Origin of the sequence: Flavicella marina, from assembly GCF_009193215.1 — a bacterium.
Lineage (GTDB): Bacteria > Bacteroidota > Bacteroidia > Flavobacteriales > Flavobacteriaceae > Flavicella > Flavicella marina.
Map to the genome: position 1 here is coordinate 16,059 of NZ_VYVA01000007.1, position 26,550 is coordinate 42,608.

General features: G+C 33.5%; 23 protein-coding genes. 14 read left to right on the forward strand and 9 right to left on the reverse strand.

Translation table 11 applies throughout. From position 1 onward, the window contains the following. Positions 1-71: 71 nt before the first annotated feature. A complete protein-coding gene (locus F6P99_RS12795; protein ID WP_152287892.1) occupies positions 72-1,319 on the reverse strand; it encodes a competence/damage-inducible protein A in 1,248 nt (415 codons plus the stop codon). Positions 1,320-1,336: 17 nt separating this feature from the next. On the opposite strand from F6P99_RS12795, the gene F6P99_RS12800 reads away from it, so the two are divergent. Then, positions 1,337-2,656, forward strand: a complete 1,320-nt coding sequence (locus F6P99_RS12800; RefSeq protein WP_152287893.1) for a MauE/DoxX family redox-associated membrane protein — start codon at positions 1,337-1,339, stop codon at positions 2,654-2,656. 49 nt (positions 2,657-2,705) lie between these two features. On the opposite strand, the gene F6P99_RS12805 is transcribed toward F6P99_RS12800, so the two are convergent. From F6P99_RS12805 to F6P99_RS12815, 3 genes are read right to left on the reverse strand one after another with little or no spacing between them, the layout of a single operon-like run. After that, positions 2,706-3,317 (reverse strand): fumarylacetoacetate hydrolase family protein, encoded by a 612-nt coding sequence (locus tag F6P99_RS12805; RefSeq protein WP_152287894.1) that lies wholly within the window; start codon positions 3,315-3,317, stop codon positions 2,706-2,708. A 10-nt stretch (positions 3,318-3,327) separates the two neighbouring features. Beyond that, entirely contained in the window at positions 3,328-4,200 is an 873-nt protein-coding gene (purU, locus tag F6P99_RS12810; RefSeq protein ID WP_152287895.1) for a formyltetrahydrofolate deformylase, read from the reverse strand. Between the two features lie 33 nt (positions 4,201-4,233). Then, positions 4,234-5,094: a 1,4-dihydroxy-2-naphthoyl-CoA synthase gene (locus F6P99_RS12815; protein WP_152287896.1), complete on the reverse strand. Its 861-nt coding sequence runs from the start codon at positions 5,092-5,094 to the stop codon at positions 4,234-4,236. A 205-nt stretch (positions 5,095-5,299) separates the two neighbouring features. Between F6P99_RS12815 and F6P99_RS12820 the strand changes: the two genes are divergently transcribed. After that, the gene (locus F6P99_RS12820; protein WP_152287897.1) at positions 5,300-6,580 is read left to right on the forward strand and encodes an alpha/beta hydrolase-fold protein; all 1,281 of its coding nucleotides are present in this window, start codon (positions 5,300-5,302) and stop codon (positions 6,578-6,580) included. A 47-nt stretch (positions 6,581-6,627) separates the two neighbouring features. Here the strand turns inward: F6P99_RS12820 and lpxB are convergent, their stop codons facing one another. The 3 genes from lpxB to surE are packed head-to-tail and all read right to left on the reverse strand — an operon-like array spanning position 6,628 to position 8,799. After that, entirely contained in the window at positions 6,628-7,737 is a 1,110-nt protein-coding gene (gene lpxB, locus F6P99_RS12825) for a lipid-A-disaccharide synthase (protein ID WP_152287898.1), read from the reverse strand. Between the two features lie 3 nt (positions 7,738-7,740). Next, positions 7,741-8,028: a hypothetical protein gene (locus tag F6P99_RS12830; protein ID WP_152287899.1), complete on the reverse strand. Its 288-nt coding sequence runs from the start codon at positions 8,026-8,028 to the stop codon at positions 7,741-7,743. Next, positions 8,029-8,799, reverse strand: coding sequence for a 5'/3'-nucleotidase SurE (gene surE, locus F6P99_RS12835; protein WP_152287900.1), 771 nt, complete (start codon positions 8,797-8,799; stop codon positions 8,029-8,031). 240 nt (positions 8,800-9,039) lie between these two features. Here surE and F6P99_RS12840 point away from each other — a divergent pair, with 240 nt between their 5' ends. The 6 genes from F6P99_RS12840 (at position 9,040) to F6P99_RS12865 (ending at position 17,158) form a co-directional block, all read left to right on the forward strand. Further along, complete coding sequence (locus F6P99_RS12840; protein ID WP_226913083.1) at positions 9,040-11,178, forward strand: carboxy terminal-processing peptidase; 2,139 nt, start codon at positions 9,040-9,042, stop codon at positions 11,176-11,178. Positions 11,179-11,185: 7 nt separating this feature from the next. Further along, positions 11,186-12,268, forward strand: coding sequence for an ABC transporter permease (locus F6P99_RS12845; RefSeq protein ID WP_152287901.1), 1,083 nt, complete (start codon positions 11,186-11,188; stop codon positions 12,266-12,268). Between the two features lie 151 nt (positions 12,269-12,419). Then, on the forward strand, positions 12,420-13,751 hold the full coding sequence (locus F6P99_RS12850) for a PhoH family protein (protein ID WP_152287902.1): 1,332 nt from the start codon (positions 12,420-12,422) through the stop codon (positions 13,749-13,751). Between the two features lie 218 nt (positions 13,752-13,969). Further along, positions 13,970-15,088 carry a DNA polymerase III subunit beta gene (dnaN, locus tag F6P99_RS12855; protein ID WP_152287903.1) on the forward strand — a complete coding sequence of 373 codons (1,119 nt, stop codon included), beginning with the start codon at positions 13,970-13,972 and terminating at the stop codon, positions 15,086-15,088. Between the two features lie 183 nt (positions 15,089-15,271). Then, positions 15,272-16,033, forward strand: coding sequence for a hypothetical protein (locus F6P99_RS12860; RefSeq protein WP_152287904.1), 762 nt, complete (start codon positions 15,272-15,274; stop codon positions 16,031-16,033). A gap of 12 nt (positions 16,034-16,045) precedes the next feature. Further along, positions 16,046-17,158 (forward strand): ABC transporter substrate-binding protein, encoded by a 1,113-nt coding sequence (locus F6P99_RS12865; RefSeq protein ID WP_152287905.1) that lies wholly within the window; start codon positions 16,046-16,048, stop codon positions 17,156-17,158. 2 nt (positions 17,159-17,160) lie between these two features. On the opposite strand, the gene F6P99_RS12870 is transcribed toward F6P99_RS12865, so the two are convergent. After that, complete coding sequence (locus tag F6P99_RS12870) at positions 17,161-18,093, reverse strand: helix-turn-helix domain-containing protein (protein ID WP_152287906.1); 933 nt, start codon at positions 18,091-18,093, stop codon at positions 17,161-17,163. Positions 18,094-18,215: 122 nt separating this feature from the next. Between F6P99_RS12870 and F6P99_RS12875 the strand changes: the two genes are divergently transcribed. Then, the gene (locus F6P99_RS12875; protein WP_152287907.1) at positions 18,216-19,847 is read left to right on the forward strand and encodes a sulfatase-like hydrolase/transferase; all 1,632 of its coding nucleotides are present in this window, start codon (positions 18,216-18,218) and stop codon (positions 19,845-19,847) included. Positions 19,848-19,916: 69 nt separating this feature from the next. Further along, a complete protein-coding gene (locus F6P99_RS12880) occupies positions 19,917-20,759 on the forward strand; it encodes a hypothetical protein (RefSeq protein WP_193316081.1) in 843 nt (280 codons plus the stop codon). A gap of 70 nt (positions 20,760-20,829) precedes the next feature. On the opposite strand, the gene F6P99_RS12885 is transcribed toward F6P99_RS12880, so the two are convergent. Beyond that, positions 20,830-22,533, reverse strand: a complete 1,704-nt coding sequence (locus F6P99_RS12885; RefSeq protein ID WP_226913084.1) for a sulfatase-like hydrolase/transferase — start codon at positions 22,531-22,533, stop codon at positions 20,830-20,832. Positions 22,534-22,879: 346 nt separating this feature from the next. Here F6P99_RS12885 and F6P99_RS12890 point away from each other — a divergent pair, with 346 nt between their 5' ends. From F6P99_RS12890 to F6P99_RS12905, 4 genes are all read left to right on the forward strand, one after another. Beyond that, the gene (locus F6P99_RS12890) at positions 22,880-23,827 is read left to right on the forward strand and encodes a helix-turn-helix domain-containing protein (RefSeq protein ID WP_152287909.1); all 948 of its coding nucleotides are present in this window, start codon (positions 22,880-22,882) and stop codon (positions 23,825-23,827) included. A 105-nt stretch (positions 23,828-23,932) separates the two neighbouring features. Further along, positions 23,933-24,721, forward strand: coding sequence for a neuromedin U (locus F6P99_RS12895; protein WP_152287910.1), 789 nt, complete (start codon positions 23,933-23,935; stop codon positions 24,719-24,721). A 58-nt stretch (positions 24,722-24,779) separates the two neighbouring features. Next, a complete protein-coding gene (locus F6P99_RS12900) occupies positions 24,780-25,400 on the forward strand; it encodes an acyl carrier protein phosphodiesterase (RefSeq protein ID WP_152287911.1) in 621 nt (206 codons plus the stop codon). A gap of 62 nt (positions 25,401-25,462) precedes the next feature. After that, on the forward strand, positions 25,463-26,545 hold the full coding sequence (locus F6P99_RS12905) for an AI-2E family transporter (RefSeq protein WP_152287912.1): 1,083 nt from the start codon (positions 25,463-25,465) through the stop codon (positions 26,543-26,545). Positions 26,546-26,550 lie beyond the last annotated feature (5 nt).

A 26,550-nucleotide genomic window follows, 5' to 3' on the forward strand; every position in this document is an offset into this window, starting at 1 on the left:
AACTCTTTATAGTGTTATTTTCTAAACGAGGTGCAAATTAACGATTATTTCTAGTTACCACCAAACATTTTTCAATAGTTTTTTATAATTTCTTTTCTCAACATCTCTAATGCTTTGTTTGAAGTCCTTTCAATAACCTTTTCTCTTGGTTTACCAAAATTAAATTCCTCTGAAAAAACACCTTCTAAAGTTGCAATAGCTATACAAACAACACCGACTGTTTTATCAGTATTATCGGTAGTTGGACCTGCATTACCCGTTGTTGCAATCGCATAATCTGCATTCATTTTTTTTCTAATTCCGAGTGCCATAGCTTCGGCAACTTGACAACTAATCACAGAATGCTGTTGAATTATTTTTTTTTCTACCCCTAGCATTTCAATTTTTGATTTTTCGGAATATGCTACCAATCCACTAGTAAAAAATTTCGAAGCCCCAGGTTTTTCCGTTATCAGCGATGCTAACCTTCCACCTGTGCAACTTTCTGCAATTGCAAGCGATTTTTTCTTAGAAACTAACAATTCTGCCACCGTTTCTGCTAAACTATATTCATTTTCGAAACCCAAAATCAAATCACCTAAAATCTCTTGTAACCTGCTAACCTCTCTATCAATAGCACCTTTCAAGGCTTCTTTATTTTCTGATTTCCCTGACAAGCGCAACTTTACTTTACCGGGTGATGGCAGATACGCCAAACTTAGCATCTCAGGTAGCTCCTCTTCCCATGTCTCTAATTTTTCTGCTAGAGCACTTTCTCCAATTCCGTAAGTTATAATCGTCTTATGTTGAATATAAGGCAGCGTAAATTTGTTTCTTAGAAATGGTAAAACTTGGTTTGTCATCAATCCCTTCATTTCAAAAGGCACTCCTGGCATACTGACAAAAATGGTTTCGTTTTCTTCGAAAAGCATTCCTGGCGCAGTTCCTAATTCATTATGCAAAACCTTACACTTTGAAGGAACCAATCCTTGTAACCTGTTCAATTCTGAAAAAGGAATATTTCGTTTTGAAAACATACTTTTTACATGGTTTACTACCGCATCATTCAAAACTAATTCATCAGAGAAATATTTAGCAAATGTATGTTTTGTAATATCGTCTTTTGTTGGTCCTAAACCTCCCGTAACCAAAACAACATCAGCATTTTCTTCTGCATTTTTCAAGGCTTGTAGTATTTGCTTTTCATCATCTTGAATGGATGTTATCTGATGCACGGAAAGTCCTATTTTATTAAGTTCTTTACCCATCCATTGAGAGTTTGTATCTACAATTTGACCAATTAAAATCTCATCTCCAATGGTAATTATTTCTACTTTCAATTTGTTTTCTATTTATTATGTTTACAAAAGTAAGGAAGTCTCTTTCAAAACCTTTTATTTCACAACTTAATTATCTTATTTTTGAAGGTATGCGATTTTACCCTAATTCAACTTCTTCAAATTTAATAAGACAAGCGGTCGCACTATTTTTTTTAATTGGAATCTTCATGTCTTTGCCGCTATGGAACCTAAATCGTGAATTCCCTGTCGTTCCATTATTCTCAATTTTTAGCACTCCACATATTTTTGTCAATAGATTTGTGCTTGCATTGCTCATATTTGCACTGACAATGACTGTTCTTTTTGAAAACAAACGTTTTATCTACCTAATTTATGGCTGTAGTACCTATCTACTTACAGAAGACCAAATTCGCTGGCAACCATGGGTTTATATATATTTATTAACTCTTTTCCCTTACTCCTATAACACATCAGAAGAACAAAAATCAAGTTATTTAAGAGTTCTTTTTATTGGTATATATATCTGGAGTGGCATTCATAAAATCAACCCATATTTTAATGATTTAATCGTAGAAAGTTTTGCCATTGACATTTTTAGATTACAAAATCCACAGGTCTTAAGTCAAATTAAAAATATTGGTACATTAATTCCAATTTTCGAAATTACCTCAGGGGTTCTCTTAATTTTTAAATCCACTCGAAGCATCGCTTTATATGCATTAATCACCATGCATATTTTCATCCTTCTTTACCTTAGTCCCTTCGTCATGAATGGCAATTATATCGTATATCCTTGGAATATTTTAATGGTATTCTCTTTATTAATTTTGTTTTCTAAAACCGCCTTTTCCAAACAACCGAATTTCCTTTCTTTTACAAAGAGTAACATCTTGGTTTCGATATTACTCTTTTCTCTAACAACACCAATTCTATTATATAGTAACATTTGGAGCAACTTTACATCATTCTCACTTTATTCAGGTAACACCTCTAATATGTATCTTTTATCAGCAAAGAACATTCCACATTTAACCAAATATAACATTCTAGAAGAAGAGATTAAAAAAGGAGAAATAATTGACCTTAATTTGTGGTCTTCTAAAACCTTAAATGTACCTATCCCTCCTGAAAAAAGAATTTTTAATGAAATTGCTAAACAACTTTCAAAAGAAAACGAAAATGTAGTTTTTATAACATCAAGGACTCCTCTTTGGAAAAGAAAAATTCTACAGACCTATGTATCAGAATCTTACAAACAAAAACTACAATGGATAAATAGTCTTTCTCCAATTTATTTCAACGACTCTGTTTACATTAAGATTGATAGAAAATTTAAATTTTCAAACCCTAATCACTTGATTGAACTCAACGATTGAAAAGAAACTGCAAAGGTGTTACAAAAAAAAGCCTAACGAATGTTAGGCTTTATTTTATTTTTACCTCAAAGTTTTTGATTCCATTTAGTTCTCCAATCAAAACATCATTTTCTTGAACTTTACCAACACCAGCAGGAGTACCGGTAAAAATAACATCTCCCTTTTTTAATGTCAAGTATTGAGAGACATATGAAATCAACTCATCAATTCCCCATAACATTCGATTGGTATTCCCTTCTTGTACTATTGCTTCGTTTTTTTGTAAACTAAACGAAAGATCTTGCAAATCGCCTATAGATTCTTTAGCTAAGAATTCACCTACTACAGCACTACCGTCAAAAGCTTTTGCTTTTTCCCATGGCAATCCTTTTTCTTTGCATTTTCGTTGTACATCTCGCGCTGTAAAATCAATCCCCAAACCTATTTCATCATAATATTTATGAGCAAATTTTTTACTTATGTGCTTTCCAACTTTGTTAATTTTCACCAAAACCTCAACTTCGTAATGAATTTCCTCCGAGAAATCTGGAATAAAAAAAGGCATCTTTTTCGGCAATATAGCAGAATCCGGCTTCAAAAAAAACACAGGTTCTTCTGGTCGTTCGCTTCCTAATTCTTCGATATGTTTGGCGTAATTACGACCAATGCAAATAATTTTCATCGTATAATTTTTATTCTCCTGTCATTGGAAACACAATCGCTTTATTTCCATCTACAATGATCTGATTATTTAAATGGCAACTCACAGCTCTTGCCAAGACCATTGTTTCTATATCGGCTCCAACCTTTTTCAAAGAAGTCGGTGTACTTTCGTGTGTAACTCTTTCAACTCCCTGTTCAATAATTGGCCCTTCATCTAATTCTTCAGTAGCGTAATGAGCAGTTGCTCCAATCAATTTCACGCCTCTTTCATAGGCTCTTCTGTAAGGATTTGCCCCTTGAAATGCAGGTAAAAACGAATGATGAATGTTGATAATTCGGCTAGGATAATGATTGATAAAATCATTCGTCAAAATTTGCATATAACGAGCCATTACAATCAAATCAATATTGTTGCTATCAAACAATTCTATCAAATCTGCCTCTTGCTCTTTTCTCGTTTCTTTGCTAACTGGCAAATAATGAAACGGGATACCGAACATATCAGCAATCGGCTTTAATTTTTCGTGATTACTCACTACCATCTTTACATCACACAACAATTTATTTTCTTTATGTCGATGCAACAAATCATATAAGTTATGACTCGTATGGGAAACCATGATCGCAACTTTTTGTTTTTTACGACCATAATCAACCTTCCAAGTAATTTTGTAAGCTTCTGCCAACCGTGCAAATCGTTCTTCTAATTGATCTTTACTCAATAGCACAGAATCATCTGATGCCACGCGTAATCTCATAAAAAAACGTTGTTCTTCTTCATTTGTATATTGTTGAGAACTCACAATATTAAATCCTTCTTGATAGAAGAAATGTGTCAGTTTTGCTATAATCCCTTTTTGATCGGGACATTTAATTAAAAATGTTACTATTTGTGGCTTCATTGTTTCTCTTGTATCTGCGCTATTATTACCTATTTAGACAATATATTTTTTATCGAAATTTGGTTTTCTTTTTTCTAAAAATGCATTTCTCCCTTCTTTAGCTTCATCTGTCATATAAGCCAGACGGGTAGCCTCACCAGCAAAAACTTGTTGTCCAACCATTCCGTCATCAGTTAGATTCATGGCAAACTTTAACATTTTTATTGAAGTAGGTGATTTTTCTAAAATTTCTTGCGCCCATTGGTACGCAGTATCTTCTAACTCGTCATGAGGAATTACAGCATTTACCATTCCCATTTCATAGGCATCCTGAGCTGAATAGTTTCTACCTAAGAAAAAGATCTCTCTAGCCTTCTTCTGCCCTACCATTTTCGCTAAGTATGCAGAACCATAACCACCGTCGAAACTTGTAACATCAGCATCTGTTTGTTTAAAAATTGCATGCTCTTTACTCGCCAAAGTCAAGTCGCATACAACATGCAAACTGTGTCCACCACCTACAGCCCATCCAGGCACAACGGCGATCACAACTTTTGGCATAAAACGAATCAAACGTTGCACTTCTAAAATATTCAAACGATGTGCACCATCATCCCCTACATACCCTTTATGGCCACGAGCAGTTTGATCTCCTCCAGAACAAAACGAATACACTCCGTCTTTCGTTGAAGGTCCTTCTGCTGACAACAAAACAACACCTATATCGTTATCCTCTTGCGCATCGTAAAAAGCATCGTACAACTCAGAAGTAGTTCTAGGTCGAAAAGCATTTCTTACATTAGGTCTATTGAATGCAATCCTTGCAACATTGCCAGATTTGTTATACGTTATATCTTGATATGCGTCACCTAAATGTGACGAAGGTTTTACAGGCTTCCAATTTGCTTGGCTCATAGTTCTATAATTTAGGCTGTAAATATATAACTATTGAAAAAAGCTTGAAAGCTTTCGTTTTAAATTTTAATCTGGCAAAAGAAATTCGAAAAAAAAACGTTTTTCCTTTCTTAACATTGTTTAATCTGTAAATTTGCTTTAAAAGAAACTATGCACGCAACAAGCTTTGAGTTGATGCGTTTTAACAAAGTCACATCGCACGTCTATGAAAAAAATGTTTTTATTCTTTATAATAGTTTTATACAGTTTAAAAAACTATGGTCAAGAGTTTACAGAAATTGATATTCATTCTACCCAATTGAATGAAATCAAAGTAATTCGTGTCTTTTTACCAGAAAACTATAAAGAAAATAAAAAGAGAAGGTATCCACTTACTGTTGTTATTGATGCAGAATCACTATTTGACTCTTATGTCGCGAGTGCACGTTTACTTTCAAAAAATGAATTAGCACCGCAACAAATCGTCGTAGGTATAAAGCATTTTGAAAACAGTAATAAATCGAGAGATTACGGATACAACATACTTAATAGTTTTCCGCATGACAATAGTATGAACACTTTGAATTTTATCAAAGGTGAGTTGATACCAATGTTGAAAGACAAGTACCGAATTGCCAGTTTTAAAACTGTAGTGGGTGACGATATTACTGCGAATTTTGCCAATTATTTTTTGTTTGACAAATCACCTGCTTTCGGAGGATACATCAGTGTCAATCCTGAATTTGCACCTGACATGCCGGCATACATGAAGCAGTACACCTCAGAAATCAAAGGAGATGACACTTTCTATTATATGGCCAACGGGAACAATTTGGGAGAAAAGAAACTCAAACTCACCAATGATGTAGATATTAATTTGGTAGGAGTTTCGAACGTCTATTTCAATTACAAATACGATGCATTTAAAAACACAAACAAAGTGGTTTGCATTCCTCAAGCCTTAGCAAAGGGTCAAGAATATGTTTTTTCTATGTACTCACCTATTACAGACGAAGAATTTGAAAAGAATATTTCTTATTTGTCTCCAATGGCAGCCATGGAGTATTTGCAATACAAATACGAAAACATTGAATATTTATTTGGAGAAAAAGTACCTATCAGACAAGTTGATTTTGTAAAACTAGAACATATCGTTTTAGATTACGAAGAAGGTTCTCAACTTGAGGCTTATGGTAATTTAGCATTAGAAGTTCATCCGAAAAGCCCTTTAGGAAATTATTATATCGGTCAATTCTACGAAAAAACTAAAGAATATGACAAGGCCTTACTAGCTTACAAAAGAGGCTATTCTAAGATCCCTGAGAGCTCTCCAAAGTCTTATGGGTATTATATGAATATCAAACGTATTATTGCACTTCAAAAGTTAGAGCAAGAAGCATTGAATGCCCCTGTAGAAAAAACAAATGAAGAAGAAATAATAGAAGACACACCTTCTGAAGAAAACTTAGATAGTGATACAACCGATAACAATGAAACTGAAGAGTAACTCAAAATTCTAACCAAGCTAATTCGTTACAAGAAAAATGTAATCCCTTATTTGTTGGCTGCATAAAAAATTGCTGCAGCTTTTTTAGAAGCACCTATTCCACCTAGATCTTGTTCTAAATCATCATAATTTTTCAACAAACTATCACGAGTAGCCCCTGCTAAAATTTTATCCAATTCAACCTTCAAATTCTTTTTTTGAAAATCATTTTGAATCAGTTCTTTTACAACCTCTTTATCCATAATTAGGTTTACTAAAGAGATAAATTTCAAAGTAATAATTCTTTTGGCTATCTGATATGAAATATTACTTCCTTTGTAACAAACCACTTGCGGCACTTTAAACAATGCTGTTTCTAAAGTTGCAGTACCTGAAGCTACCAAAGCAGCATGTGACACTGATAACAGATCGTAGGTTTTATTATTGATGAAACTCACATTATCTGTATGGATAAAGCTTTTGTAAAAATCATAATCTTGACTTGGCGCACCTGCAATTACAAACTGATATTCTTTGTACTCATCCACCAAAGAAAGCATTACCGATAGCATTTTTGTGATTTCTTGCTTTCTACTACCAGGAAGCAGTGCAATAATTGGCTTATCATTTAATTGATGGGTCTTGCGAAATTCTAATTCTGTAATTTCTTTTCTCTGTGAAATTGCATCAATTAGAGGATGTCCAACAAAATTCACCTCGTAATCATACTTTTTATAAAACGCTTTCTCAAAAGGAAGAATGACACACATGGTATCAATATCACGTTTTATATCAACGACTCTTTTCGCTCTACTCGCCCATACTTGCGGTGAAATATAATAATTTGTTTTATAACCTTCCGCTCTTGCCCATTTGGCTATACGCAAATTAAAACCTGAATAATCTATAAAAATTAAAGCATCTGGTTTGTATTCAGCAATGTCGTTTTTACAAAACTTAACATTCCCCAAGATGGTACCCAAGTTCATAATTATTTCTATGAACCCCATGAAGGACAACTCTTTGTAATGTTTTACCAACGTTGCTCCTTGAGCTTTCATTAAATCACCTCCCCAACAACGAAACTCAGCTTGTGCATCTTCTTGTTTCAAAGCTTTCATCAAATTAGAAGCATGTAAATCACCAGAAGCCTCCCCAGCTATAATATAGTATTTCATAGATCAATAAATAAATTTTACGAACACCGTAAATAGTGCAATCAATATAGTTGCCAACAATACTCCTTTTGCTCTTGCCTCTTGATTTTTCTTCAAATAAACAAAAAACACAAAAATATTGGCAACTGCCCCTAAAGTAATAATTTGACCATACAAATCTCCATCTTGAATCATTTCAATGGTCGTTGCGAAATCATACTTTGAAAACAATTCAACATACAAATACATACCTGACAGGGTTGCGAAAATGGCTACAAAAAAACCAATAAAAATTTCTTTCTGCTTACCCATTTAGAATTTCCAAGTATTTAAGGTTTGAATAAAGTGATGTGCTGTTAAATCAAACTGAACGGGAACCACCGTTATATAATTATCTGCCAATGCAAATTCGTCAGTATCTTCACCTCCATCGAGATTTTCAAATACACCTGTGAGCCAATAATATTCTTTCCCCATAGGATTTACACGTTTGTCAAATTGCTCATTCCAATTGGCACGAGCTTGACGAGCGATTTTAATTCCTTTGTATGGATTCTCGGTTTTTTTTGGAAAATTAACATTTAAAACAACTCCATCTGGCAATCCGTTCTCTAAAACATTTTGAGCGATTTTTTTTACATAAGGCTCTAACCCTTCAAAATCGGCATCCCAATCATAATCCAACAAAGAAAAACCAATTGAAGGGACTCCTTCTATACCTGCTTCAACTGCGGCGCTCATTGTTCCAGAATAAATTACATTGATAGAAGCATTCGATCCATGATTGATCCCTGAAACACATAAATCAGGTTTTCTTTTAATTATTTCTTTGATTCCTATTTTAACACAATCAGCAGGCGTACCAGAGCATTCATACTCTTGAATATCTGTATTGTTGTTTTTCAACTTGTTCACATATAACGTGGCATCCAATGTTATTGCATGTCCCTTTCCACTCTGCGGGTTATCTGGTGCTACTACAACAACATCACCAAGTTCACTCATTACGTTAATTAGTTTACGAATTCCTGGTGCAGTAATACCATCATCATTTGTAACTAATATCAAGGGTTTTGTATTCATGCAAATATCATTTTCAAAGCAAATTTACTATATTTTTCAACGATTCTTCTTTGATTATTTAACATTTTCTAAAGATTGAATCCACGGGTTATTTCGTACACTTGTAACAACTAAAGAATCTATCTCTTTTGTAGGTTCGTAAATTTGATAAATTTCCTGTTTTATTTAGAAAAATAGGCCGTATCTTAGTAGTTCTGATAATCGATAAGTAGTAAACATCACCCTATTAAAAAAAATCATTTGAAAAATTTCATTCATACTTTCCATAAAAAACTTCAATTACTTGCAGCAATATTAATATTAAGTGGAGTATTGGTAAGTTTTACTTACGAAATAAATACCTCACCAGATCCTAAAAAAGACAAAGTTCTTGTAGGTGTTTTGCGCTATATATTAAAAAACGGACATTATGAGCCTAAAGATGTAAATGATGACTTTTCAAAAGCTGTTTACACTAAATTCATTGATGAAATGGACCCCGTAAAAAGGTATTTTATCAAAAGTGACATTGAAGAGTTTTCTCAATACAAGTATAAAATTGACGACCAGTTGAAGCGTGAAGACTTAAGTTTTTACAACTTGGTTATGGAGCGTTTCTACCAACGTTTAGAGGAATCTTCAACCTACTACAAAGAAATACTTGCCCAACCTTTTGATTTTGAAAAGAAAGAGCAAATAAAAATGAATTATGATGAATTGGATTTTGCAAAAAACAAAAACGAATTGATTGATTCATGGAGAAAGCAAATGAAATTCAATGTCTTGAATCGTATTCAAGTACAATTAGAGATCGAGGAAGACAAAGTCAAAGAAGACAGCACCTATGTAAAACGTGATTTTGCCACAATTGAAATTGAAGCACGAGAAAAAACATTAGAGAATATCAATGATTTTTATGAGCGAATCACAGAGTTAGATCATACAGATTGGTTTTCGACATTTGTAAATTGTATGGTAGAACAATTTGATCCACATACGACTTATTTTGCACCGAGAATTAAAGAACAATTCGACATCAATATTTCTGGAAAAATTGAAGGAATCGGAGCTCGATTGCAAGAAAAAAATGACTACACCAAAATTGTAGAATTGATTTCTGGTGGTCCTGCTTGGAAACAAGGTGATTTAGAAGTAGGAGACATCATACTTAAAGTAGCTCAAAAAGACGAAGAACCTGTTGATATTGTTGGTATGCGTTTGGATGATGCGATCAAACTAATAAAAGGAAAAAAAGGTACTGAAGTTATACTAACTGTAAAAAAAGTAGACAACTCAATTCAAAAAATTACGATTGTTCGTGATGTTGTAGAACTTGAAGAAACTTTTGTTAAATCGAGTATTGCAATCAAAGACGGTAAAAAATATGGAATCATAAACCTTCCTAAGTTTTATATAGATTTTGAAAACCCTGACGGTAGAAATTCAGGTTCCGATATGGAAAAAGAGATTGAAGCTTTGAAAAAAGAAAACATCGAAGGTTTGTTGATTGATCTGCGAAACAACGGAGGCGGCTCGTTAAAAACGGCTATTGAAATAGGTGGTTTATTTATTGACAAAGGACCTATAGTTCAAGTAAAATATCGAGGGAATTCACCTTCGGTAAAAAAAGATACTGATTCAGACATGCAATGGGATGGTTCTTTAGTTATTTTGGTAAACGAATTATCTGCATCTGCCTCAGAAATTTTAGCAGCTGCCATGCAAGATTATAAAAGAGCCGTTATCATTGGTAGCAATCAAACTTATGGTAAAGGGACTGTTCAAAATGTTATCCCTTTGAACAAATACTACAACTACCCTGACGACCTAGGTGCTGTGAAATTAACAATTCAAAAATTTTATAGAATCAATGGAGGTTCAACGCAATTAGAAGGTGTACATTCAGATATTGCTATGCCAGACAAATATAGTTACGTAGAAATTGGAGAGCGAGACTTGAAAAATCCGTTAGCTTGGGATAAAATTGAAAAGGCAAACTACGAGGAGATGGATTTCTACAAAAACTTTGATCAGGTTGTAAATACAAGTAAAGAAAGAATTTCAAATAGTGAAGAATTCACCAAGATAAATGAATATGCCATCTGGCTTAAACAAGCACAAGAAAATAATTCTTTTTCTTTAAATTTTGAAAAATATATTGAAGAGGAAAAAGAACATCAAGCCGAAATTGATCGTTTTAAAGATGTTTTCAAACACGAATCGAACTTAGAGTTTCAGTCGCCTTTAAAAGAGCTTGACTTGGTGAAAAAGGACAGTTCTTTAGCTGCTAAAAGAGAGGCTTGGCACAAAAATTTAAAAAAGGACATTTATATTGACGAAGCCTTGAAAGTATTGAGTGAATTAGAGCCAAAAAACAACAAATTATTGGCTAAAAAATAAATAGCACATGAGAAAAAACCCAAATTCTCTAAGTGCCAAAGCAGTCCAGAAGTTTAAAAAAAACACTTCTGGACTGTTGTCGTTTGTATACATCTGTATCTGTGCATTTATTGCAGTGTTTTGTTATGTGTTAAGTCCTGACAGTTCTAACAATGCAAACCAGATGCATTTAGAAATTCATTCGAAAAAACCTGGTTTTGAAACATTGATGTTAGAAATCCCTACTAAAAACGAACAATCCTATTTTAGTTTTTTATTGTCTGGAAAAAAAACACCCAATATAGAAATTCCACTTTCAGATTACAGAATTCAAAACGACAGTCTTTTTGTTAAGACCATAGAAAACAATGGCATTGAAACGGTTTATACTCAAAGTCAATTCGACCACCCTTTACATTCTTATATCTACCAAAAGAAATATTACTTTGGTACAGACCGTTATGGACGAGATTTATTAAGTAGGATATTAATCGGAACTCGTATTTCGTTTTTTATTGGATTTATCGCTGTATTTATTTCTCTATTAATTGGCGTTAGTGTTGGCGCAGTAGCAGGATATTTCGGTGGAAAAGTAGACACTTTTATCATGTGGTTAATTAATATTACATGGTCTATACCTACTTTATTATTAGTAATAGCAATCACACTAGCTCTAGGCAAAGGTTTTTGGCAAGTATTTATTGCAGTAGGATTAACCATGTGGGTTGAAGTTGCACGTGTGGTCAGAGGACAAATTTTAAGTACTAAAAAGCAACAATATGTCGAAGCTGCAAAAGCTTTGGGGTTTTCTGATTTTAGAATAATTTTTAGACACATACTACCGAATATTATGGCTCCAATAATTGTTATTTCTGCGGCAAACTTTGCAGGAGCCATTCTCATAGAAAGCGGTTTGAGCTTTTTAGGAATTGGTGCACAACCTCCTACTCCGTCTTGGGGAGGCATCATAAAAGATCATTACAACTACATCATTTTAGGAAAACCTTATTTAGCCATTATTCCTGGAGTAGCTATTATGAGTTTGGTAATGGCTTTTATGCTCATCGGAAACACGCTTCGAGACGCTCTGGATGTAAAAAGCAATTCATAAAATATTTTTACATTTCAGCAATCTAACTGAGTATCAACTGGTTTAAAATAATTTCTTATAGTTATTAACAATACGTCTAATAACTTCTTAGCATCACACTTACAATCGTACACAAACATTATTATATTTAGTAAGAAAAATAAGAAGATATATGACGAAAACCAGCACTACTAAAATATTTGTATTGGATACTTCAGTACTTTTATTTGACCACAATGCCATAAACAATTTTCAAGACAACAATGTAATTATACCAATTACGGTACTCGAAGAACTAGACAATTTTAAAATAGGTAACGAAACAAAAAACTTTGAAGCCAGAGGTATCATTCGTTTCTTAGATAAAATGTCTGACAACGGAGGATTGAACAAATGGATTTCTTTGGGAGACAAAAGAGGTAATATCAAAATTGCCATGGTAACTACTCCTCTTGATATAGATGCCGAAAATGTTTACGGTGCAAAAAAGAACGATCACAAAATTATCAATGCTGCTTTAGAAGCACAACAAGAATATACAAAGGCAAAAGTTACTTTAGTAACAAAGGATATCAATCTCCGTATCAAAGCCAAATCAATTGGACTTTCTGCAGAAGATTACCTAACAGGTAAAGTAAAAAATATAAAAGAAATATTCGACGGTGTTGTTGACTTAGATAATATTGACCCTACTTTTATCAAAAATCTTTACAACCATAGTAAAATTGATGAAGATGGTATTTTAAAAAATGCAAAAACAGCGAATGGATATTATATCTTAAACAAATCATCTGATTCTGTATTGGCAAGATACAACGCCAAAACAGACCAAATTGAGCGTGTAGAAAAAACATATGCTTACGGAATAAAACCTAAAAACGCAGAGCAAACATTTGCCATGGATGCGTTGCTAAATCCAGACATTCAGTTAATTGCTTTACAAGGAGTTGCCGGAACTGGTAAAACACTTTTGGCACTTGCCTCTGCATTAGAACAAAAAAATAGGTTTGATCAAATAATTTTATCCAGACCGATTATTCCTTTGAGCAACAGAGATATTGGTTTTTTGCCAGGTGGAGCAGATGAAAAAATATCGCCCTACATGCAACCCCTATGGGACAATTTAAAATTTATTAAATCTCAGTTTAGAGAAAACGAAAGAAAGCGAAAAGTTTTAGACGACATGGAGTCTAGTGGTTACTTAAGCTTAACCGCATTGGCATTTATTAGAGGTAGAAGCTTGAGTAATGTGATGTTTATTATTGACGAAGCCCAAAACTTAACTCCTCATGAAATCAAAACTATTGTAACGAGAGCTGGAGAAGGAACCAAGATTATTTTTACAGGTGATATCAATCAGATTGACACCCCATATATGGACGAGCAAAGTAACGGACTTTCTTACCTAATTGACAAATTCAAAGGTCAAGATTTATTCGCGCATGTAAAACTAGAAAAAGGTGAGCGTTCTGCCCTAGCGAATCTTGCAAACAAACTATTATAAATAGAGAACTTACCCCATATAGAACCTCCCTAAGATCAAAAGGCAAATGTTTTTAACAATTGCCTTTTTTTTGTTCAAAACATTTCTTTGTCTCCCACTCTATTTATAATATATTTGCTTTGCATCGGTGAATTTCACAACAATTTCAAAAACGATTTGATCCAGAATAAATTGACACCTCTGCAACTAACACAACTACAGAATAAAACTTACTGAAAATGAAATTTATAGCATCTAGTTCTCAATTATTAAGACAACTTCAAATATTAGGTGGAGTAATCAATAATAACAACACTTTACCAATCTTGGATAATTTTTTGTTTGAATTGAAACAAAATGAGTTGACAATTTCTGCTTCTGATTTAGAAACTACAATTACATCTACCATAGATGTAGAGTCAGATTCGAATGGTAGCGTTGCGATTTCTGCAAGATTGTTACTAGATACGCTAAAAACATTTCCAAATCAACCGTTGACATTTAAAACGGAAGACAACAACACAATAGAAATAAGTTCTGAACAAGGAAAATACGACATGGCATATTTTAGCGGTGAAGAGTTCCCTAAAACTATTTCTTTAGATGCACCAAGCTCTACTGTAATTCCTGCTTCTGTATTAGGTTCAGCAATTTCAAAAACTATTTTCGCCACCGGAAATGACGATTTAAGACCTGTAATGAGTGGTGTGTTTTTTCAATTTAGTTCAGACAACTTAACGTTCGTTGCAACTGATGCTCACAAATTGGTAAAATATACGAGAACAGATATTACAGCCAACGAAGCAGCGGAATTTATCATGCCTAAAAAACCTTTGAACTTATTGAAAGGTATCTTAGGTTCAGATGATACTGATGTAACCATTGAATACAACAATACCAATGCGAAATTCGTATTTGACAATATTGTTTTGATTTGTCGATTGATCGATGGTAAATATCCTAACTACGATGCCGTAATTCCGAAGGAAAACCCAAATAAATTAACCGTTGATAGAGCTTCTTTCTTGAACTCTACCAAGCGTGTTTCTATTTTCTCTAGTAAAACAACGCATCAAATCAGATTAAAAATGGCTGGTACAGAATTAAATATTTCTGCCGAAGACATTGATTATGCTAACAAAGCAGACGAACGTTTGAACTGTGACTACCAAGGAGACGACATGCAAATTGGTTTCAACTCACGTTTCTTAACTGAGATGTTAAGTAATTTGACCTCTGATGAAGTATTGATTGAAATGTCACTTCCAAACAGAGCTGGAATTTTAACACCTGTAGATGGTAACGAAAATGGTGAAGAAATTACAATGCTAGTGATGCCAGTGATGTTAAACAGCTAACAACAAACGCTTTTCATATTGAAAACCCATTGATTTAATTCAATGGGTTTTGTTTTTTAAAGCAGTAATATTTTAGCGTTTTTGCGGAAAATTGATATTCATCTATACGTTGTTTTGGTATCTTTAACTTATCAACGTATAGGTCAAACAACTGTAAAACGCATAAAAAACAAACAACAACTTATGATTATTGTATTATTAGGATTTATCAGCGCACTATTCTTCGGAGGTAATACAGCCGAATACTACATGGTAGACCAATTAGATAAAGGCATAAAAAAATGTATTGAAGACAAAGACACAAAGAAAAAAATTCAATTCATTTTAAAATCAAACAAAAAAGAAGGGAAGAAATTTTTAAAACGAAAGGATAAAAAAATTAAGGAATTAAACAGCCTGATTGCCTCTACTTCTTCTACTAAGGCTGATTTCGACAACTTCTGGACTGATCAATCAGCTGCTTTAAAGACCTACGAACATTTAATTTTCACAACTCGTATAAGTTGTTTGAAACTTATGACGGAAGAAGAATGGAAATGTATTTTGACTTTATCTGAAAAGAAAGCAACTAAGAAAGTAACCAAATCCCAAAAGTCAAAAGATGTACTATTTTTCGAAAAAACACAAAAGGCTATTGAAAAACAATTGTTAAATACCGCAGAAAAAGACAAAGCATTCGCATACTTGAAAGATTTTGATGCAAAATACCACAAGCTAATAGGTGAATTGATCAAGCAAAATGAAATTGACAGCAAAACGATTCAAAACTATCATTCTTCAATTCAAGATTTCGAAACGATTGCAAGCGGAATTCATGTACACCGAAAAAATGCTTTTGACCAATTATCAAAATTTCACAACGCAATGCTCTCTATTTGCAACGAAAAACAGTGGAAGTCAATTTCTAAAGCATTTATCAAAGAATTCAATTCAATCAACTATTAATTCATATCTCTAATGAAAGCTAATTTCAACTATTTTAATTTGGCATGTATCTCGATAGTATTGCTATTTTTATCTTGTGATAAAAACAAAAACGATGCTAAAATTGATAGTTCCTCAAAGAAGGAGTTGACTTTAAAAATTGCTGGTTATGATTTAGATAGAATAAAAGCGGTTTTTTCTGATCCAAAACTCATAAATGGTTGTAAAATTGAGTTTTCAAAAACTGGAATTGGAGATGCCAATACAGCCGCTTTTAGCGGAGCTGGCACATATGATATTACAGAAATTGGTTTGCACCCATTTATGTTAGCATATGCCAATAATAATTTCAGAGAATACATTTTGATTCCCGTATTTCCTATAAGAGCATTTCGACATAAAAGTATTTTTATACACAACAAAAGAGGCATCAATTCACCTAAAGATTTAAAAGGAAGAAAAATTGGTACACCTGGTTATTCTTCAACTTCATTGACTTGGATCAGAGGAATTCTACAAGACGAATATGGAGTATCACCCAGTGATATCCATTGGGTGTTCTCAAACAAAGACTCTTCTTCTGATGCAGCTGGTAAAATCTCTAAAGAAGAACAAATGATTCCTGATGGTATCGAATTCTCGCATGGTAAGGCAGGTCTAGATGAGTCAGAATTATTATTGAATGGTACTGTTGATGCATTATTTCATGCAGCAGAACCCAAAGCATATATAGAAGGAAATCAAAATGTTTCACGATTGTTTGCTGACTCTAGACAAACTGAAAAAATGTATTACAAGAAAACCGGTATTTTCCCAATCATGCATGCCGTTGCCATAAAAAAATCTCTTTTAAAAGAAAATCCTTGGTTGGCAAAAGCTGTATTTGAAGCCTATTCTATCGCTAAAACAAAACACTACAAACAATTAGACAAGGTGGGTTGGGCATACTCTTCTTTGCCATGGTTCGCGCAAGAATACGAAGAAACGAAAGCACTACTAGGCACTAACTTTTGGCCTTATGGCATCGATAAAAATAGAATGACACTTGAAACCTTGTTTAGATACTCATACGAACAAGGTCTTAGCAGTAAGCATTTAACAATCGAAGAATTATTTGAAGCTTCAACCCTAAAACTTGTAGAGTAATTTTAAACCTTCACATTTCTCAAATAAACATCTGAGGGCAACACACCAAAATGTTTTTTAAAATCATTGGCAAATTGGCCCATGTGCCAAAAATCATACTTCCCAGCAATAGTCGAAATTTTAATCCCGGAGCCTCTAAATGCAATCAATTCTTTTTTCACTTCATTTAGTTTGTAGGCCTTAATGTATTGACTCGGTGAAATATGGTATTTCTTTTTAAAACCATATTCTAAGCTTCGTTCACTCATACCCGTCTCTTTACACAATTCTTTTAAAAAAATCTTTTCACCAACATTTTGATGAATAAAATCGACCGCTTTAGTAACAGCCAACTGACTTTTTGATAGTAATTGTAGTCTTTCCATAAAAGTTGACTTATTAAGATAAGACAACAAACTATGAATGATTTGATTGCTCAATTGTGCACTCAACGGCTCTGATAAATTTTCATGCAACAAATAATTTGTGAGTTTATTAAATTCTTGAAAATACGCAGTTGATAAATGAATATATTGCTCTGACTGATTAAAAACTGATGGTAAGTTTACCATTCCCATAATATGAATAAAATCATCAATCAAGGTTTCTCGAACATCAACAACAAACACATCAAAGCCTTCGTAAGAAACCGAATCTAACGTACCGTCTTTAGGGAAAATCAAAATATTACTACCATCAACCTCTTTATGCAGCCAAGAATATGTAATTGCTGCATTGGCAGGAATTACAATCGACCGAAATCCTTCTGGCGTCTTTCCATATTGATCAATTTTACCTTGCAGACTTGTTCTACTTATCTGAAAAGATTCTGTAGCAAACATTGTCAAGGTTGCTCTAAAATCATTGCTGCTGAGTAAACGAAAATCAATATCCCAATTCTTCGCAGCTTCACTAAACAATTCGAAATTTGAAAATTCTGATTTTACGTGAATCATAGTACATAGCTTTTCTCAAATATAAGATTTATAAACTTAAGTTAAAACCGTATTGCGGAATTTTGATGTTTTGAGTTTTGAAATTCAAGTAATTTAGACTAGTATAATTAAAAAAATGAATCATGATTAAAAAGAAAACTACTTTACTATCTCTCTTTGTGTTAGGTTTTAGTGCACTTACTTTAAATGCGCAAAAAATCATTCACGATGCAGAGCAAGCAATCTTAGAAGAGCAATATGGAAATGCTTGGGCCAAACAAGACAAAGACATTGACAAGAAATTAAAAAAACTAGAAAAACGTTTCGGTAAAAAACCAAATATTGTTCATATCATGTGGGATGACAATAGTTTTGGAGAAGTTGGTATTCCTGTTTTTAATAAAATTAGAGGTTACGATACTCCAAGATTGAATAAAATGGGACAAGATGGAATTATTTTCACAAGAATGTATACTGAGCCATCTTGTACCCCAACCAGAGCAGCATGTTTAACCGGTAGGCTTGCCGTAAGAAGTGGAATGTATACGGTAGCTTTCCCTCCTGAAGGAGCTGGACTACCTGCCGAAGAAGTTACAATCGCAGAGATTCTTTCTGAAGCCGGTTATAGCACTGGTTTTTTTGCAAAAGCACATCAAGGAGATATTGAAGAAAGTTATATGCACAACCAAGGATTTGACGAAGCTCAATTTTCATTATACAACCAATTCCCTCCAATTTTTTGGCATGAATCTGGTCAAGCTGGAATGATGACGATAGGATACACGGAATCTATGACTGAAAAAAAATATTTAGTTGACAAAACCTGGAGACCTTATGGATACATTATGGATGTAGAAGGAAAAAAAGGTGAAAAAGCAAAAGAAACTTTACCTCCTAGCCTTGAAAATTATAGAAAGTTAATTGATATCCACCAAGAAAAAGCGCTAGACTTCATAAAAAGAAAAGCGAAAGAAGACAAACCTTTCTATCTTGCATATTGGCCAAATATGTATGACCTAAACAGAAATGGTCTTGATATTACTGCTAGTAATGGTAGTCCATACTCTCATAATGTAGAAAGACTTGATAGACATATTGGAGAAATCTTAGATGAATTGAAAAAACAAGGAATTTCTGAAAACACGTTGGTAATTGCCATGGCTGATAATGGGCCAATGACCGAAGCACCTGCAGCAATGTATCAAACTGTTTTCTCTGGAGGAAAAGGAGATTACAGAGAAGGTGGTATTCGAGTAGCTGCCTTTGCTGAATGGCCTGGTGTTATCGAAAAAGGAACTATTGTTGGAGATATCATTACGTGTCACGATTTATTTACAACATTTGCAAGATTGGGTGGAGGAACTAAATACATTCCTAGAGACCGAATTATTGACGGTATTGATCAAACGGCTGTATTTTTGTATGGAGACGGACAATCAAGAAGAGATTACCACCATGTTTATACAGGACCTTATCATGCAGCTACTATCAAACAACAATACAAAAGAGTTTGGTTAGGAGGAAGGCCTGGACTGGTGAAAAATGACTTTTATGACTTGTATCAAGACCCTAAAGAAATCAGAGGTATGATGGCTCAGTTTTTATGGGCTTGGGGACCATTTGACATGATGAAAAAACGTCATGACTTGATGAATGAAAAATATCCATTCACACCAACAAGACATGGAGTTCCTTTCGAAGGAATCACAAACCTGAGACCAGAAAGTCTTCAATATCAAAAAACTGTAAAAAACACTTTCAATACAGGTAAATAAAAAAATAATTATCAAACACACAGCCTTAATATCAAATATTAAGGCTGTTGTTTTTTAAACCCAAATAGTTTGAAACAAACTTTCTTTTTACTTTTCATGCTACTTATGGTGCAAATCATTTATTCACAGAAAAATAACACCTCAATAGATGACCTCGCTGAAATTAGCAGAAAATTAGACAACCCATTGGCTAAAATGTGGTCGTTGGTATTTCAAGAAAATTTAACTATCTCTGAAAAAGAGGGAGTTGACAACAACTTTGTCTCGAACTCATTTTTCTTTCAACCTGCCTTACCAATTCCCGTAGGAAAAAACGCTGTTTTTACCGCAAGACCGGTAATTCCATTAGTAACTTACCCTAACTTTTCTGTCGATCCATTTGGTAAAACAACCTCTACTGGATTAGGAGACATACAAATGATTACACTTATAGGCCCAGGGAATGCAACAGGTTGGGTTTGGGGAACTGGAGCCACATTCGTATTTCCTACTGCAGCGAAATCTGAATTAGGTAGTGGTAAATACCAAGCGGGTCCAGCTCTAATGCTATTTCACCTTTCAAAAAAATGGTCGAAAGGAATTCTATTACAACAATGGTGGTCTTATACAGGAGATACCAATAGAAAGAATGTTTCTAAAATGGATTTACAATATGTTTTTAGACGCAACTTGGGAACCATGTCTCTTGGAATGGGACCAACAATTTCTGTTGACTGGACAAAAAAAAGCAATGAGGCTTTGACGATACCTATTGGACTCGGAGTTACCAAAACCATTAGAATTGGTAGTACTCCATTAAAAATGAGGTTCGAACCTCAGTATAGTATTGTTCGCCCAAACAATTTGGCTAATATTTGGAATATTCGCTTACAGATTGTACCTGTTCTCAATAGTCCTTTTGTGAAGAAATAGTTTACAAAATAAAATCCCTCTTTTAAAGAGGGATTTTTTTATGAACTATATAATTATAAACTTCTATCAATTATTCTATACCCCAATTAGCCTCAAACTCTTTTAAGTCCTTCGTTCTTTTCATTACCTCTTGTACGTCGAAAGGAACATCTTTTTGGTTAAATCTTGGCTTTGATGCTTTGATCGTTTCTGGTCGTGCATTTTCAATATTTGTGAATGGGAAACCTCTTGCTTCTATTGAATGAGGGTATTTTTCATTCCATAATTCATGACGAGCTCGCATCGCATTAAACATACCTTTAGTTGTAAAACCAGGTAACATTTTTGGTTGTACCTCTCGAGGATCATTATACAAATCATAAAACGAAGCTCCGCTTAAACCCGGTAAATCACCGACCCAATGACGCTTGAATCTTCCTTTTACGGTTGCAGCATATACTTCTCCTGTATAAATATGCACATAATCTCTTCTACTAAAAGAATCTCCGTTTAACAATAATGAAGTTTGATTTACGCCATCAATAACTCTATCTGTAGGAATATGTTTTTCAGCTCCAGCCAACTTAGCAAACGTTGTAAACCAATCCGTTTCATGAATAATATCGCCTACTGTTTGATTTGGAGCAATCATTCCTGGCCACCACGCAATCGCAGGAACGCGAACTCCTCCTTCTAAATAATCTCCTTTACCTCCTCGATACAAAGTTTCAACCATTCCCGGAGGACCATTATGAGTCATCGGTCCATTATCTGCCATTAAAATTACAAGCGTGTTTTCGGCAATACCTTTATCTTTTAAATGTTTCTTTAATTTCCCAACAAAAGGATCAAATCTTACCAAACCTTCTTGAAGAAATCCTCCAGACAGTGTTTTTCTTTCTGGAAAAGGTACAAATGCAATTAACTCAGGCCAATATGCAATGAAAAAAGGTTTCTTAGCTTCAACATTTTTATCGATAAACGCCAATGTTCTATCTTTTTGAGCTTCCATGTTTTTATACCATCCTGGTAAATCTCCTGGCTGAACAACTTCTCGCACAGGCCCTCCTTTGGTTCCTTCTAGCGCAGCAACATGTCCCATTGTTCTCCATTCCTTATCCATGTCATAAGGATCTTCAGGATAAATCTCTGGGTTTGTTGTAGTTGGTAATACTCCTCCAGCTACTTCGGCTTTTGGCCCATAAATAACTGGGAATTGATTATATGGGTTCCAATTTGCCTCATCAAAACCCTGATTCGTCATATAACTTTCTTCAATATCACCTACATGCGCTTTTCCATAAAACGCAGTGGCATAACCCGCTTTCGATAAAACCTCGGCAATAGTAACCTCAGAATCTCTTAAACCACCATACTCGAAAGGAAATCCAACCTGCGTTAAACCAGTCCTAACAGAATGTCTACCAGTTAATGCTGCTGCTCTACTTTGTGTACAAGAAGGCTCTGTATACATTCTTGTAAAATTAATTCCTTCAGATGCCAATGCATTTATTTCAGGAGTTTTAAAGCCTCTCAATTGCTGTAAAGCAGGCATCCCAACCTCACCCACTGGAGTGTCATCCCACATAATGTATATTATATTTGGAGTCGTTCCGTGTTTCTTTTTTAATTTTTTTAATTTTTTTGCAATTTCAGAATTTTGTTTTTTCCACTTATCCCCATGTTGTGCTTTTAGTATGTAATACTCGGGATCCTGCACTATTTCTTGGCCTGAAACCGAAATCATTGCCAAGAGTCCGAGGATCATTGATAATCCTTTTTTCATTTCTTTCATAATTATTTATTTTATTAATTTTCAACGTAATAAGATACTATTTATATTTAAAATAAAATTGTTATTCATAGATATAATTAGCTCTCATTTCAAAACTACTAAAACAAGAAAAGAACTTCAAAAAATGCACATTACATTACATCAAAAGATCAAAAATCCGCAAAAACAAACTATCAATAAGAATACAAATAACTTAAACTATCTCGACTCTAAATTATTATATTTATAAATCAATGAATCAGATACTGATCATCAAATTTGATTCAAAATTACAAAATTTGAAGAACTACACTGTATATCCTATTTTTTCATTTAATTTGAATTCAAATAATTATATCAATTAAAAATGTCGATTTTTAAGGCTGAATTTACAGATTACGACCACTATCAAGAATTCACCCAAAATTGGGATGTAGATTTTAGAGTACTTAGTAAAACAAATTTTTACGTTTATTTAAATATGTATCTAAGTGATACTATTCAATTAAGTAAAACAAGTTTAAACGGAAAAATAGATCAATATGGTTTATCTCCTAAAGGGTTTAGATCTATCGTAATTCCTAATTTAAAAAATGGGAGTTTTAATTGGTTAGGTAAAAATGTAACCAATAATCAACTATTAATTTTTCCGAAAAACAGAAATTTAGATGCTGTATCGTTTGATGGATTTGAAATATTTATTTTGGATATTAAAGAAGAGTATCTATTTCTCTTATTAGAAAAACTAGCACTCAACAAAGCCCTCCTCGTATTTGAAGGAAATCAACATATTTTTCACCTAGATCAAAGATTTGCATTAACTTTTCTTCAAAACGCTGAAAAGTTTCTTCAACGAGCAATGATTCAACAATCCAAAGGTATTGAGAATAATCAATTACATTTATTCTTATTAGATAATCTGGTAACACCTCTATTAAAATATATAAATATTGATTATAGTACAAATAGCAAACCGAAAAAAAGAAAAAGAGACAAAGCATTATCAGATGCTATTGAAATAATAAATTTTCAAACCGAACTCACACCTTCTATCAGTGAATTATGTAGCTTAACAAATGTAAGTGAGCGCACATTAGAATATGCTTTTTTAGAAAGATTTCAAGTTTCACCTAGTGAATACATAAAAGCGACCAAACTTCATAAAATCAGAAATGAACTCACTGTTGCAAAAGAGCAGAATCTTGATATTTCAACAGTTGCTAATAAGTATGGGTTTTGGCATTCAGGTCAGTTTGCACTAGATTTCAAAACTCAATTTGGAGTTTTACCATCTTCTATTTTTAACAAATACTGATATTTCATCTTCGTATAAAACTAGAAAAACCTTCAAATTCTTACGTTATTATCTTTTATGCTACTAAATTAGATTTTTGTAATTTCACCTAACAAATCAATTCACATGAAAAAGCTATTCTATTTATCAATTGCAATCTGTTGCAACATCCTTTCAGCGCAAACCTCTGAAGAATCTGAAAAAGCAGCTTTGGCAAAAGCCACGCAAAATCCATTAGCTGCTATGTATAGTTTACCTTTTCAAAACAATACCACATTCGGAAACGGACCGCATAAAAGGCCCCAGAATGTAATGAATATTCAACCTGTAATTCCGGTTAGTTTGACCAAAAACTTAAACCTAATCAATAGAATTATCATGCCGGTGATTTCACAACCTGATAATCTTGTAGACAAGAGCAGTACTGGTTTAGGAGACACTAGTTATTCAGCATGGATTTCTCCGAAAAAAGGAGGAAAAATAATTTACGGAGTGGGTCCTGCATTGCAAATTCCCACAGCAACCAATAGCAATTTCGGATCTGGTGAATTTGGTATTGGTCCTTCAATAGTTGCCTTGACCATGATCGACAAATGGGTAGCAGGTGTTGTTACAAACAACGTATGGACATTTGGAGACGTCGCAGAAAACAAATTTTTGTTTCAATATTTTGTAAACTATAATTTGCCTAAAGCTTGGTATTTGGTCTCAGGTCCAATTATAACAGCGAATTGGAACGCCACTAGTGGACAAAAATGGATTGTTCCTTTCGGCGGAGGTTTCGGAAAAGTATTTAAAGTAGGTAAATTACCCATAAATTTTAACGCGCACGTTTACTATAACTCGGTTCGTCCAGACAGTTATGGTGAATGGTCTACTCGTTTTCAATTGCAATTTTTATTTCCTAGAAAATAACATGTGTTTTATCTCTAATAAAAAATATTAGGGATGTATTTTTTTGTACTTTGAGCATATGAATTTTTTAGCCCACCTCTATTTAGCAAACGATCATCCTGAAAGAAAAATTGGTAATTTTATTGCAGATGCGATTAAAGGTTCTCAATACGATCATTTGCCTTTTGAGGTTCAAAAAGGAATCATTCACCACCGTGCGATTGATACCTTTACCGATTCACATGAAATTGTGAAACAAAGCAAACGTAGACTCAACGATCGTTACCGTCATTTTAAATCAGTAATTATCGATATTCTCTACGATCATTATCTAGCAAAAGATTGGCAAAATTACGCTGCTATTTCCTTGGCAGAATTCTCAGAAAACAGCTATACTTTACTACATGAATATTTTGAGATTTTACCCGATAAAACGCAATATTTATTGCCCTATATGAAAGAACAAAATTGGTTGTATAATTACAGAACCATAGAAGGGATTTCTCAAATTCTTTGGGGCATGAACAAAAGAACCAAAGGGATTTCTCAAATGGATTTGGCAAAAGAAGATCTCGTTGTTCACTATGATGCTTTTCAAGCTGATTTTGATTCTTTCTTCAAAGAGTTAAAGGTTTTTTCTGATAATTTTATAGAGAACAATACCGCAGAGATCATCTTAAAAAATCGACTGAAACCTTAGTTTTGACACTGTTTTTCATAGAATTTCCTTAATATTGTAACTTACGAACAAAATAAATAACTATGAATGCCAAAACACTATCTAATGGAATCATTAGAGCTCTTTTAACAGTTTGTGGAGCCTTACTTTTTTTATGGTTCTTATACACGGTACAATCGGTAATAGTTTATTTAATCATCGCAGCTGTAATCAGTCTTATTTCTAGACCATTTATGCGCTTCTTTCGTCACACATTAAAAATGCCAAATACCATAGCGGTAGTAATTACGATGTCGTTCTTTTTAATTTTAGTAATGGGATTGGTTGGTATGTTTATTCCTTTGGTTTTAAAACAAGGTGAAAATCTATCACTTTTAAACACAGATGAATTTAAAACGACAGTTGAACAAATATTCAAAAAAGTCAATACGTTTTTTATGAATAAAGGAATTGATGTTTTTGACGAATTGAAAAGTTTTGACCTTCTTTCTAAACTAAAAAACATACCCGATATTTTTACCACAATTATAAGTGGTATTGGCTCTTTAGCGATGGGCTTATTCTCTGTTTTATTTATCTCATTTTTCTTATTAAAAGACAGCAAAATTGTACACAATAGTTTTTTCGCTTTTATTCCGGAAAAAAATGAAAAACGCGTAGAAAAATCTATCAATACAATCAAAGAGTTATTGTCTAGATACTTCTTAGGTTTGGTGATGCAAATTACCATATTGTTCGTAATTTACACTTCCGTACTTTTAATTTTTGGCATTGAAAACGCGGTCGTCATTGCATTTATTTGCGCTCTGCTTAATTTAATTCCTTACATCGGTCCTTTGATTGGTGGTGCATTGATGTTTATTCTTACCATCACAGAAAATTTAGGTTTGAACTTTCAACACGAAACTTTACCAACCACGATGTATGTAATGCTAGGTTATATGATTGCTCAATTGGTAGATAACTTTTTTAGTCAACCTATTATCTTCTCTAAAAGTGTTAAATCGCATCCTTTGGAAATATTTTTAATTATTGTGATTGGTGGATTGTTATTCGGAATCACAGGGATGATCGTTGCTGTACCTTGTTACACAGCCATAAAAGTTATTTTAAAAGAATTTTTATCTGACAATAAAATCGTCATCTCTTTAACTAAAGATTTATAATAACC